11 protein-coding genes and 1 pseudogene are annotated in these 12,093 nt (G+C 63.8%); 9 read left to right on the top strand and 3 right to left on the bottom strand.

Annotation, left to right across the window (positions count from 1 at the left end; translation table 11 throughout):
* Positions 1 to 374 precede the first annotated feature (374 nt).
* A complete protein-coding gene (locus ACLFKU_RS20655) occupies positions 375 to 1,151 on the bottom strand; it encodes an enoyl-CoA hydratase (protein WP_410850280.1) in 777 nt (258 codons plus the stop codon).
* A gap of 135 nt (positions 1,152 to 1,286) precedes the next feature.
* Between ACLFKU_RS20655 and paaN the strand changes: the two genes are divergently transcribed.
* The 4 genes from paaN to paaK all read left to right on the top strand — a co-directional run bounded on the left by paaN (position 1,287) and on the right by paaK (position 5,827).
* Entirely contained in the window at positions 1,287 to 2,987 is a 1,701-nt protein-coding gene (gene paaN / locus ACLFKU_RS20650; RefSeq protein WP_410850279.1) for a phenylacetic acid degradation protein PaaN, read from the top strand.
* A gap of 168 nt (positions 2,988 to 3,155) precedes the next feature.
* Positions 3,156 to 3,947: a 2-(1,2-epoxy-1,2-dihydrophenyl)acetyl-CoA isomerase PaaG gene (paaG, locus tag ACLFKU_RS20645; protein WP_368584303.1), complete on the top strand. Its 792-nt coding sequence runs from the start codon at positions 3,156 to 3,158 to the stop codon at positions 3,945 to 3,947.
* Between the two features lies 1 nt (position 3,948).
* Positions 3,949 to 4,410, top strand: a complete 462-nt coding sequence (paaI, locus tag ACLFKU_RS20640) for a hydroxyphenylacetyl-CoA thioesterase PaaI (protein WP_368584304.1) — start codon at positions 3,949 to 3,951, stop codon at positions 4,408 to 4,410.
* Between the two features lie 112 nt (positions 4,411 to 4,522).
* Positions 4,523 to 5,827 (top strand): phenylacetate--CoA ligase PaaK, encoded by a 1,305-nt coding sequence (gene paaK / locus ACLFKU_RS20635; protein WP_410850278.1) that lies wholly within the window; start codon positions 4,523 to 4,525, stop codon positions 5,825 to 5,827.
* A 187-nt stretch (positions 5,828 to 6,014) separates the two neighbouring features.
* On the opposite strand, the gene ACLFKU_RS20630 is transcribed toward paaK, so the two are convergent.
* On the bottom strand, positions 6,015 to 7,133 hold the full coding sequence (locus ACLFKU_RS20630; protein ID WP_368584306.1) for a murein transglycosylase A: 1,119 nt from the start codon (positions 7,131 to 7,133) through the stop codon (positions 6,015 to 6,017).
* Positions 7,134 to 7,161: 28 nt separating this feature from the next.
* On the opposite strand from ACLFKU_RS20630, the gene ACLFKU_RS20625 reads away from it, so the two are divergent.
* A complete protein-coding gene (locus ACLFKU_RS20625; RefSeq protein ID WP_410850277.1) occupies positions 7,162 to 7,323 on the top strand; it encodes a hypothetical protein in 162 nt (53 codons plus the stop codon).
* 145 nt (positions 7,324 to 7,468) lie between these two features.
* Here the strand turns inward: ACLFKU_RS20625 and apaG are convergent.
* Positions 7,469 to 7,843, bottom strand: a pseudogene (apaG, locus tag ACLFKU_RS20620) (Co2+/Mg2+ efflux protein ApaG).
* Between the two features lie 327 nt (positions 7,844 to 8,170).
* Here apaG and rpe point away from each other — a divergent pair.
* The 4 genes from rpe (at position 8,171) to ACLFKU_RS20600 (ending at position 12,079) form a co-directional block, all read left to right on the top strand.
* Positions 8,171 to 8,854, top strand: a complete 684-nt coding sequence (rpe, locus tag ACLFKU_RS20615; protein WP_410850276.1) for a ribulose-phosphate 3-epimerase — start codon at positions 8,171 to 8,173, stop codon at positions 8,852 to 8,854.
* A gap of 7 nt (positions 8,855 to 8,861) precedes the next feature.
* Complete coding sequence (locus tag ACLFKU_RS20610; protein ID WP_410850275.1) at positions 8,862 to 9,578, top strand: phosphoglycolate phosphatase; 717 nt, start codon at positions 8,862 to 8,864, stop codon at positions 9,576 to 9,578.
* 376 nt (positions 9,579 to 9,954) lie between these two features.
* Complete coding sequence (gene trpE, locus ACLFKU_RS20605; RefSeq protein WP_176367423.1) at positions 9,955 to 11,448, top strand: anthranilate synthase component I; 1,494 nt, start codon at positions 9,955 to 9,957, stop codon at positions 11,446 to 11,448.
* Between the two features lie 13 nt (positions 11,449 to 11,461).
* Positions 11,462 to 12,079, top strand: coding sequence for an aminodeoxychorismate/anthranilate synthase component II (locus tag ACLFKU_RS20600; RefSeq protein ID WP_410850274.1), 618 nt, complete (start codon positions 11,462 to 11,464; stop codon positions 12,077 to 12,079).
* Positions 12,080 to 12,093 lie beyond the last annotated feature (14 nt).

Genomic DNA, 12,093 nt, shown 5'->3' with positions numbered 1-12,093 from the left:
ATACTGTGTGAGGCTTTCTGATACCTTTTGCCTTGCAGCAGATCCAGAAGAATCCGCCGCCGCATTCCGCATCAAGCGCCCACACTTATCGGCTGTTAGTTTTTAAAGATCGATCCGCCCAACCCGCTGCGCCTGAACCACCACTACCCGGCACCGCTTCGTTTGCGTCGCTGCGTCTGCAGCAGAGAAACGAGATTATGGAGAACTTCCGCCAGATCGTCAACAGGTTTTTATCACTCGCTTAACCTGCCCACGCCGCTAAAGCCCTCGCCATAAAGGCCTCCCGCTTCCCCGCGCTCCGGTGTCCGGAGCACGAAAGAGCGGAATTCTAGTCGCCGCCATTGCGACTTGCAAGCGATATTTTGACAAGCGTATTAACGGTGCTTGAAAACCGGTTTGCGCTTCTCTACGAACGCGGCCATGCCCTCCTTCTGGTCTTCGGTAGCGAAGAGCGAATGGAACAGGCGGCGCTCGAAATGCACGCCCTCCGCGAGCGTCGTTTCATAGGCTCGATTGACCGACTCCTTGACCATCAGCACCGCTGGCAGCGGGAATTCCGCGATAGTGGCAGCCGCACCAACCGCTTCGTCAAGCAACGATGCCGCCGGGATCACGCGCGAAACCAGTCCGGCGCGCTCCGCTTCGGCGGCATCCATGAAACGGGCGGTCAAACAAAGGTCCATCGCCTTCGCTTTTGACACCGCCCGCGGCAAGCGTTGCGTGCCGCCCGCGCCCGGCATGATCCCGAGCTTGATTTCCGGCTGACCGAACTTCGCCGTGTCGGCGGCGAAAATGATGTCGCACATCATCGCGAGTTCGCAGCCGCCTCCGAGCGCGAAGCCCGCCACCGCGGCAATGATCGGCTTACGAATCGAGCGAACCGTTTCCCAGTTTCGCGTGATGTAGTCACCCTTGTAGACATCCATATAGGTGTAAGACGCCATCATGCCGATATCCGCGCCGGCCGCGAACGCTTTCTCGCCGCCCGTTACGACGATCGCGCCAATCGATTCGTCGCCGTCGAACTCGCGCAACGCGGCGCCCAGTTCGTCCATCAGCGCGTCGTTCAGTGCATTTAGAGCCTTCGGACGGTTGAGAGTAATCAGTCCGACCCGTCCCCGCGTCTCAACCAGAATGTTTTCGTAAGCCATGCCGCCTCCATAAGGGTTAATCGCACGCGAAAAACGCTTCGCGCATCGTTCGTAGTGATGCTACCATTCACCAACCAACCGGTCGGTCAATTATTTGACAGGTTTTCCCCCAACGTACAGCCGAGCCCCTCTGCCATGACACATCCGCTATTCACCAAGCACGAAGACACGCTGCACAAAGCGCTCGCCGCGCTCGAAACGCGCGGCTACTGGAGCCCGTTCGCCGAGATGCCCAGTCCGAAAGTGTACGGGGAAACAGCCAACGCGGACGGCGAAGCCGCGTTCAAGGCGCATCTAGACAAGACGTTCGACCTCGACCAACCGTCGACTGGAGAAACCGTCGGCGCGGAAGTCTCGCCGTTCGGCTTCCCGCTCGGCGTGCGTTACCCGAAAGCCGATCCGGGCGCGCTTATCGCCGCATCCACGGCGGCGCAACGCGAGTGGCGCGCGGCCGGCCCGCAGGCATGGATCGGCGTGAGCCTCGAAATCCTCGCGCGTCTGAATCGCGCCAGCTTCGAACTCGGCTACAGCGTGATGCACACGACCGGCCAGGCGTTCATGATGGCCTTCCAGGCAGGCGGCCCGCACGCGCAGGATCGCGCGCTCGAAGCGGTCGCGTATGCCTGGGATCAACTGCGTCGCATTCCTGCCGACGCGCATTGGGAAAAACCGCAAGGCAAAAACCCGCCGCTCGCGATGCACAAGCACTACACCGTCGTGCCGCGCGGCATCGGTCTCGTGCTCGGCTGCTGCACATTCCCGACGTGGAACGGCTATCCCGGCCTGTTCGCCGATCTAGCCACCGGCAACACGGTAATCGTCAAGCCGCATCCGGGCGCAATCCTGCCGCTCGCGTTGACCGTGCGCATCGCGCGCGACGTGTTGCGCGAAGCGGGCTTTGATCCGAACGTCGTCACGCTGCTGGCCACCGACCCGAACGACGGCGCCCTCGTCCAGCAACTGGCACAGCGCCCCGAGATCAAGCTGATCGACTTCACGGGCAGCACCCAGAACGGCACCTGGCTCGAGCGCAACGCGCACCAGGCGCAGGTCTATACCGAGAAAGCCGGCGTCAACCAGATCGTCATCGACTCGGTCGACGACATCAAGGCGGCCGTCCGCAACATCGCGTTCTCGCTGGCTCTGTACTCGGGCCAGATGTGCACGGCGCCGCAAAACATCTATGTGCCGCGCGGCGGCATTCGCACCGCAGAAGGCACGCTCAGCTTCGACGATGTCGCCCAGGCGCTTGCCGGCGCGGTGCAAAAGCTCGTCGCCGACCCGGCCCGCGCTGTCGAACTGCTCGGCGCGATCCAGAACGAAGGCGTCGTGCAGCGCATCGACGAAGCCGCCAAACTTGGCCGCGTTCTCGTCGCGAGCCAGACTCTCGAACATCCGGCCTTTGCCGGCGCTCGCGTGCGCACGCCGCTCGTACTGCAACTCGACGCCGCGACCGATCACGCCCAGTTCACGAAAGAATGGTTCGGGCCGATCTCGTTCGTCATTGCGACGGACTCGACCGCGCAGTCGCTCGAGCTCGCTGGCGACATCGCCGCCGAGCATGGCGCGCTGACGCTGGCGGTCTACAGCACGGACGACGCGGTGCTCGAAGCCGCGCACGAAGCGTCGATTCGCGGCGGTGTCGCGCTGTCGATCAACCTGACCGGCGGTGTGTTCGTCAACCAGTCCGCGGCTTTTTCCGACTTCCACGGCACCGGCGCCAACCCGGCCGCCAATGCCGCGCTGGCCGATGCCGCTTTCGTCGCGAACCGCTTCCGTGTCGTTCAAAGCCGCGTTCATGTTGAACCGAAAGCGGCGCCGGCGGTAGCTGGCTAAAAGGCGTAAGACACGGCTTCAACGCTACGCACGACTTCGTCCTATGCCGTTCGGCAGATGGACCGGGTCGTGCGCTCTGACTAACATCAAACATCCGGTCGGCATCACGCGCCGCCCCCAGCCGAGCCACCGCGCCCATCGGCCAAAGAAAGTTTGAGGAGACACCCCATGTCATATGAAGCGATCCGGCTGGACATCGACTCATCGAGCCACGTCGCCACCATCACGCTGAACCGCCCGGATAAGCTCAACAGCTTCACGCGCGCGATGCATCAGGAACTCCGCGCGGCGCTCGACCAGGTCGAAAAGTCCGGCGCCCGTGCGCTCGTGTTCACCGGCGCAGGCCGCGGCTTCTGCGCCGGCCAGGATCTCGCCGATCTCGATTTCACGCCCGGCGCCATGACCGACCTCGGCGCCGTGATCGATGAATACTTCAATCCGCTGATCCGCCGTCTGCAGGCGCTGCCGTTTCCGGTGATCGCGGCGGTCAACGGCACGGCTGCCGGTGCGGGCGCCAATCTGGCGTTCGCGTGCGACCTGGTGCTCGCGGCTCGCTCCGCGAGTTTCATCCAGGCGTTCGTGAAGATCGGCCTCGTGCCGGATTCGGGCGGCACGTGGTTTCTGCCGCAGCGCGTTGGCATGGCCCGCGCGCTCGGCCTCGCGATCACCGGCGACAAGCTCAGCGCCGAAAAAGCCGAAAGCTGGGGCTTGATCTGGCAAGTGCTCGACGACGCTGAACTAGCGCCGGCAGCGGCAAAACTCGCTGCCCAGCTCGCCCAGCAACCGACGCGCGCGATCGCTGCGATCAAGCGGGCGATGCGTGCCGGCACGACGCAAACGCTCGACCAGCAACTCGATCTCGAGCGCGATCTGCAGCGCGAACTAGGCGCCTCGCACGATTACGCGGAAGGCGTGCAGGCATTTATCGACAAACGCGCGCCGCGCTTCGAGGGACGTTGAGATGTCGACACAAACCACCCGCCCCGACCAGATGACGGCAGACGAACTCGCCCGCGCGACAGCCGCCGCAATGTACGAAAACGACGCCTGCAGTCGCGCGCTCGGGCTCGAGATTCTCGAAGTGCGCCCCGGCTATGCGCGGCTGCGCATGGCGGTGCGCGACGACTTCCTGAACGGCCATCAGATCTGCCACGGCGGCCTGATCTTCACACTCGCCGATTCGACCTTCGCGTTCGCCTGTAACACCTACAACATCAATACGGTCGCGGCCGGCTGCTCTATAGAGTATCTGCGGCCGGTCCACGGCGGCGACGTGCTGAGTGCCGAAGCGGTCGAACAGACATTGAGCGGGCGCACTGGAATCTACGATATTCGCGTCACGAATCGCGCCGGCGAGACCGTCGCAATGTTTCGCGGCAAGTCGGCGCAAATCAAGGGTAACCTGATTCCCACCGGCGACTAACAATTGACGGCGGCCAGCCAGAACCGCCCACTCGGACGATTGTCCGCGTGGCGCTCTGGCGCCAATGCGTCACATATCAGACTTAGATACTGAGGCAGCAAGGAGACATTCGATGAGCACCGCTCTTCCGCTCGATCCGATCGAGACCGCCAGCCGCGACGAGCTCGCCACGCTCCAACTTGAACGGCTCAAATGGTCGCTCACCCATGCGTATGAAAATTCGCCGGTGTATCGGCGCAAGTTCGACGAAGCCGGCGTCCATCCGGGCGATGTCAAGTCGCTCGCGGACCTCGCTCGGTTTCCGTTCACGACGAAAAAGGATTTGCGCGACAACTATCCGTTCGGGATGTTCGCCGTGCCGCAAGAGCAGATTTCGCGAATCCATGCGTCGTCCGGAACGACCGGCAAGCCGACTGTCGTCGGCTATACGGCGCGCGACATCGACACCTGGGCGAATCTCGTCGCCCGTTCGGTGCGCGCCGCCGGCGCGAAGCGCGGCGACAAGGTGCACGTGAGCTACGGCTACGGCCTCTTCACGGGCGGCCTCGGCGCGCATTACGGCGCCGAGCGCGCGGGGCTCACCGTGATTCCGTTCGGCGGTGGCCAGACCGAAAAGCAGGTCCAGCTGATCCAGGACTTCCGGCCTGACATCATCATGGTGACGCCGAGCTACATGCTGTCGATCGCCGACGAATTCGAACGCCAGGGTATCGACCCGGCCAGTTGCTCATTGCGCATCGGCATTTTCGGCGCTGAGCCGTGGACCAACGATATGCGCGAGGCGATCGAAAAACGGATGGGCATCGACGCGGTCGACATCTACGGTCTTTCCGAAGTGATGGGCCCGGGCGTCGCCTCGGAGTGCGTCGAAACCAAAGACGGCCCGACGATCTGGGAAGACCATTTCTACCCCGAGATCATCGACCCCGAAACGGGCGAGGTGCTGCCCGATGGCGAACTCGGCGAGCTCGTGTTCACGTCGCTGACGAAAGAAGCGCTGCCGATCATCCGCTACCGCACGCGCGATCTCACACGCCTGCTGCCGGGCACCGCCCGCACGATGCGGCGTATGGAAAAGATCACGGGCCGCTCGGACGACATGATGATCGTGCGCGGCGTCAATGTGTTCCCGACGCAGATCGAAGAACTGTTGCTCAAGCAGCGCGCGCTGGCGCCGCACTATCAGATCGTGCTGACAAAGGAGGGGCCGCTCGACGTGTTGACGCTGAACGTCGAACCGTGCCCCGAAAGCGCGCCGGATACCGCCGCGCTAACCGCCGCGAAAAACGCGCTGGCTTACGACATCAAGGCGCTGATTGGCGTGAGCGCCGTGGTGAACGTGCTGCCGGTGAACGGAATCGAGCGCTCGGTGGGCAAGGCACGGCGCGTGGTGGACAAGCGCAAGTCGGGCCTCTAACTCGGGCCACGCGCAACGCCGCGCAGCGTAAGAGCCCAACGAAAAACGGCGTCACGCACGGATCCTGATCCACACGTGACGCCGATCTCAACGACATCTATTGACGGCTTCGCAGCAGCCTCAAACCCGCCTCGCGAAAACTGCTGCGATTCAAGCGGCAGTCACGCTTCGTCTCCACCCCACCGCCTCACGAATTCGGCAGCAGCAACCACATCCGGCCGCCCTGCTTCATCTTGCCAGCCAGATCGCCGGCATCGTCGCCGAGGCCCCAGAAGTAGTCGGCGCGCACGCCACCTTTGATCGCGGTGCCAGTGTCCTGCGCGAACACGAGACGGTTCATCGGCGAATTCGTCAGCGGCCGCGTGGTCTGCAGGAACACCGGCGTGCCGAGCGGAATCGCGCTCGGATCGACCGCAATCGAGCGCTCCGGCGTCAACGGCACGCCGAGCGCGCCGATCGGACCGTCCGCGCCGCCGCTCGGCACACTTTCGGCCGACGGCATCTCGCGGAAAAACACGAAGCGCGGATTGGTGTCGAGCAGGCCATCGACGCGCGTCGGATTCGCGCGGGCCCATGCCTTGATGCCCTGCATCGTCGCCTGCGCCGGCGTGATCTCGCCATGATCGAGCAGCCAGCGGCCGATCGACTTGTACGGCTGATTGTTGGTGCCGCCAAAGCCGACGCGCATCACACTGCCGTCTTCCATCACGATGCGCCCGGACCCTTGCACCTGCAGGAAGAACGCTTCGATCGGATCGTCGACCCACACGAGTTCGTTGCCACTGAGCGCGCCCGAGCGTTCGAGCTGGGCGCGCGCCGGCAACGGCGCCCCCGCGCGATAGCCGGCGGGCCAGCGGTATAGCGCGGTCTGATATACGCCGTGCCGCGTGCGCGAGCCCCTCAGCAGGGGCTCGTAGTAACCCGTGACCAGACCGTCGAGCGTGCCGTCGCTATTCGCGAGCTGGAACGGCGTGAAGTAGGCTTCGAAGAAGGCGCGCGCGCTGGTGACGTCGAGATCGTCGATTTGCACGGCCGCCGCGCAGGCACGCGACCAGTTCGGCTGACGCGCGAGCCTCGTGCAGTTTTGCCGCAACGCGGCGGTCGCGCCGATCAGCGAGTCGTCCTGCCAGCCCGGCACCTGTTGCCATGCAACCGCGGTCAGGCGCGCCGACGCGATCTGGCCAGGGATGATCGCCGCGCCGCTCGGCGGTGAAGGCCGGATCGCGCCGCCGCCCCCGCAGGAGGCAAGCAACACTGCAACCGACAATGCTCCGAGCCACGCGCCGGCCCTGCGGATAAAACGCATACAATGTTCGTTCTTGATGGAAACCGCCATGTCTGATCTGTTCGACGAATACCCGATGCTCATCTTCGCGCTGGAATCGCTGGTCGCGCTATTCCTGCTCGTCTTTATCGTTGTGTGGACGTCGTCCGGCAAGAAAAAAACGGGACGTGCGAGGTCGGCGGACCGGTCCCAACAGCAAAAGCCGCATTGACCCTGGCCAGCGGGCTGCACGCAGTCCCGCGCAACCCCTCGTGCATCAAGTGCTCGCCCGAGCGCTCATCCAACCTGCTACTCAACTGCCCGCTGCGTCGCGCGCCCACACGAACTCATTAAAGACCGCGCAGCGCCGCGCCGGTTCAATGCAACGTTCGCGGCATGCGCAATACGAACTCCGGCACAGGCGCCTCGAAGCGCTCGCCATCCTCCGCCACGCAGAAGTAATCGCCGCGCATCGTGCCGACCGGCGTCGCGATCACCGCCCAACTCGTGTATTCGAAATGCTCACCCGGTTTGAGCAGCGGCTGATGACCGACCACGCCCAGGCCTTTGACTTACTGCACGGTGTTTTCGCTGTCGGTGATGATCCAATGACGCGCGATTAACTGTGCAGGCACCTGGCCGGTGTTACGGATGGTCAGCGTGTAGGCAAAGGCGTACTGGCGACGCTCCGGGTCCGATTCTTCGGGCAGGTATTGCACCTGCGCCGACACGCTGAATTCGTACTGGCTCATCCTGATTCCGATCTGATCAAACGGGCTGTGAAAAATCGTGGGAGGCCCCGAACGCCAATGGTCTGCAGGTGCAGCGGCGATGCGGCGCTCATGGAGTGGCATTCTGCTTGATGCGCGGCATGGCCGCAACCTGACGCGCCTTTCGGCCAGGAGTGTCTAAGACGTTGAGACACGGCCGCTTGCCGCGCTGCCTTTCGATGCCATTATTGCGCCGCCGCTTTGCGACGTTTCATCGCGCGATTCCGCCACGCCAGGCGCTGCGCGCACGCCGGTCCGCACGCGCAAAACCGGTAAAATGGCGCTTTCCCGCTTGCATTCGCCCCCGTCATGACGCAATTTCGCATCGCCCCCAGCATTCTCTCCGCCGATTTCGCCCGTCTGGGTGAAGAGGTCCGCAACGTCGTCGCCGCTGGCGCCGACTGGATCCACTTCGACGTGATGGACAACCACTACGTACCGAACCTGACCATCGGCCCGCTCGTTTGCGAAGCGATCCGCCCGCACGTCGATGTGCCGATCGACGTGCACCTGATGGTGCGCCCCGTCGACCGCATCGTGCCGGACTTCGCGAAAGCCGGCGCGAACCTGATCAGCTTTCACCCGGAAGCGTCGGATCACATCGACCGCACGCTGTCGCTGATCCGCGATCACGGCTGCAAGGCCGGCCTCGTGTTCAATCCGGCGACGTCGCTGAACTATCTCGATCATGTGATGGACAAGGTCGACCTCGTGCTGATCATGTCGGTGAATCCGGGCTTCGGCGGCCAGTCGTTCATCCCCGAGGCGCTCAACAAGCTGCGCGAAGCGCGCAAGCGCATCGACGCGTACAACGAGCGCACCGGCCGCGAGATCCATCTCGAAGTGGACGGCGGCGTGAAGGTCGACAACATCGCGGAAATCGCGGCGGCCGGCGCGGACACGTTCGTGGCCGGCTCGGCGATCTTCAGCCAGCCCGATCACAAGGTCGTGATCGACAAGATGCGCGCCGCCCTCGCCACCGTCCAGCGCTGATCCGACGATGACCGCTCCGTATCCCGCCCCGTCCTTCACCGGCCCGCGCCTCGAAGCCGCGATCATCGACCTCGACGGCACGATGATCGACACCGCCGACGACTTCACTGCCGGCCTGAACGGCATGCTCGCTCAGCTCGACGCGGAAGAAACGACGCGCGAGGAAGTGGTCGGCTACGTCGGCAAGGGTTCGGAGCATCTGATCCGCAGCGTGCTCGCGCCGCGCTTCGAAACCGAACACGCGCAAGAGCGCTTCGACGAAGCGCTCGCGATCTATCAAGCCGAGTACGCGAAGATCAATGGCGTGCACACGCGGCTTTATCCAGACGTCGAAGCCGGTCTGCGCGCGCTGCGCGACGCGGGCCTGAAGCTCGCCTGCGTGACCAACAAGCCGCACCGCTTCGCGCTCGAATTGCTGCAGCAATATGGACTCGCGCAGTATTTCAGCGTCGTGCTCGGCGGTGACAGTCTCGCTAAAAAGAAACCCGACCCGCTGCCGATGCTGAGCGCCGCCGCGCAACTCGGCGTCGAGCCGAGCGCCACGGTCGCGATCGGCGACTCGGAAAACGACGCGCTGGCGGGCCGCGCGGCCGGCATGGCGACGTTGACCGTGCCCTACGGCTACAACCACGGCCAAGCTATACAAACAATAAAATCCGATGGTATAGTTGCCTCGCTGCTCGACGCCGCCAAGGCGATCGCAGCGCACAAATCCACGACTTAACAGTCCTTCATCCTCATGTTTCTGAATAAAAAACGGAGTCTGATTAGCATCGACCGGGGAGCCTGGCCCTGGCGTCGCTGGTCGCGCTAACCTCGCCTGAGGTACGCTGAAGCTTGTCTTCGGCAACCGTTTTTTACTTCGCTGCGCTTACGCGCTTCTTCCATCGTCTTATATATGCGCTGCTGCATCGGCTGATTGGGCCTGCGCGTACCCGCAAGGTACCGTTGCTCACCGGCACCGCTCGCACGCGCCGATGGAAGACCCGCGCCGGTCGGTATTATCGTGTCGAGAACGTCGACCCATGCTCTGACCGGAGGCGCTCAGCCCCGCTTTGCCCGACGCTTGCTGCCGCCGGACCACCGTACAGGATCGGAACATGACCGAACTCGAATTCCAGTCCCTCGCCAACGAGGGTTTCAACCGCATCCCGCTGATCGCCGAAGCGCTCGCCGACCTCGAAACGCCGCTGTCGCTGTACCTGAAGCTCGCGCAGACCGAGCGCAACGGCGCGAACTCTTTCCTGCTGGAGTCGGTAGTCGGCGGTGAGCGCTTCGGGCGTTATTCGTTCATCGGGCTGCCGGCGCGCACTCTTGTGCGCACGCGCAACGGCGTGTCGGAAGTGGTGCGCGACGGCAAGGTCGTGGAAACGCACGACGGCGATCCGCTCGCCTTCATCCAGCAGTTCCAGGCGCGCTTCAAGGTCGCGCAACGCCCGGGGCTGCCGCGCTTCACGGGCGGTCTCGCCGGCTACTTCGGCTATGACGCGGTGCGCTACATCGAGAAGAAGCTCGCGCACAGCGCGCCGAAGGACGATCTGAACCTGCCCGACATCCAGCTGCTGCTGACCGAGGAAGTCGCCGTCATCGACAACCTCGCGGGCAAGCTCTATCTGGTGGTCTACGCGGACCCGACCCAGGCTGAGGCCTATACGAAAGCGAAGCACCGTCTGCGCGAACTGCGCCAGCGGCTGCGCGTCACGGTCGAACCGCCCGTCGTGTCGGCCAGCGTGCGCACCGAGATCTACCGCGAGTTCGCGAAAGACGATTACCTGGCCGCCGTGCGCAAGGCCAAGGAATACATCGCCGCCGGCGAACTGATGCAGGTGCAGGTCGGCCAGCGCCTGACCAAACCTTACCGCGACAATCCGCTGTCGCTGTATCGTGCGCTGCGCTCGCTGAATCCGTCGCCATATATGTACTACTACAACTTCGGCGACTTCCACGTGGTCGGCGCGTCGCCGGAAATTCTGGTGCGCCAGGAAAAGCGCGGCGAGGATCGTATCGTCACGATCCGCCCGCTCGCCGGCACGCGTCCGCGCGGCAACACGCCCGAGCGCGACGCCGCGCTCGCGACCGAACTGCTGAACGACCCGAAGGAAATCGCCGAACACGTGATGCTGATCGACCTGGCGCGCAACGACGTTGGCCGCATCGCGCAGATCGGCTCGGTCGTCGTGACCGACAAGATGGTGATCGAAAAGTACTCGCACGTGCAGCACATCGTCAGCTCGGTCGAAGGCAAGCTCAAGAACGACATGACCAATTTCGACGTGCTGCGCGCCACCTTCCCGGCCGGCACGCTGTCGGGCGCGCCGAAGGTCCGCGCGATGGAGCTGATCGACGAGCTCGAACCCATCAAGCGCGGCCTCTACGGCGGGGCGGTCGGTTATCTGTCGTTCACCGGCGAGATGGATCTGGCCATCACGATCCGCACCGGCGTGATCGCGAACGGCAATCTGTATGTGCAGGCGGCCGCGGGCGTGGTCGCCGATTCGGTGCCGGAATCCGAATGGCAAGAGACCGAAAACAAGGCGCGCGCTGTGCTGCGCGCCGCCGAGCAGGTCCAGGACGGCCTCGATAGCGACTTCTGACCGGAGACACACCATGCTGCTCATGATCGACAACTACGACTCGTTCACCTACAACCTGGTGCAGTACTTCGGCGAACTCGGCGAAGACGTACGCACCTACCGCAACGACGAAATCACACTCGATGAAATCGCCAGGCTGAACCCTGAGCGCATCTGCCTGTCGCCGGGTCCGAGCAATCCGCAACACGCGGGCATCACGCTCGACGTGCTGCGCGAATTCTCCGGCAAGACGCCGATTCTCGGCGTGTGCCTCGGCCATCAGGCGATCGGCGAAGCGTTCGGCGGCCGCGTCGTGCGCGCGCAAACCATCATGCACGGCAAGGTCAGCACGATCGAAACCGACTGCAAGGGCGTGTTCGCGGACCTGCCGAAGCACTTCACGGTGACGCGCTACCACTCGCTCGCGATCGAACGCGAATCGCTGCCCGACTGCCTCGAAGTATCGGCATGGACCGAAGACGGCGAAATCATGGGCGTGCGTCACAAGGAACTGGCCGTCGAGGGCGTGCAGTTCCACCCGGAATCGATCCTGTCCGAACACGGGCACGCGCTGCTCGAAAACTTCGTCAAGCAGTCGAAGCTGGCCGTCGGCGGCAGGGCTGCGGCTCATCCGGCTTCCCGCAATGCCTGACCAGAAGAGAGACG

The sequence above is a fragment of the Paraburkholderia sp. EG304 genome (genome assembly GCF_046543485.1).
Taxonomy (GTDB): domain Bacteria; phylum Pseudomonadota; class Gammaproteobacteria; order Burkholderiales; family Burkholderiaceae; genus Paraburkholderia; species Paraburkholderia youngii.
The sequence above is the reverse complement of the archived record's forward strand: the minus strand, read 5'-3'. Positions and strand labels throughout refer to the sequence as shown.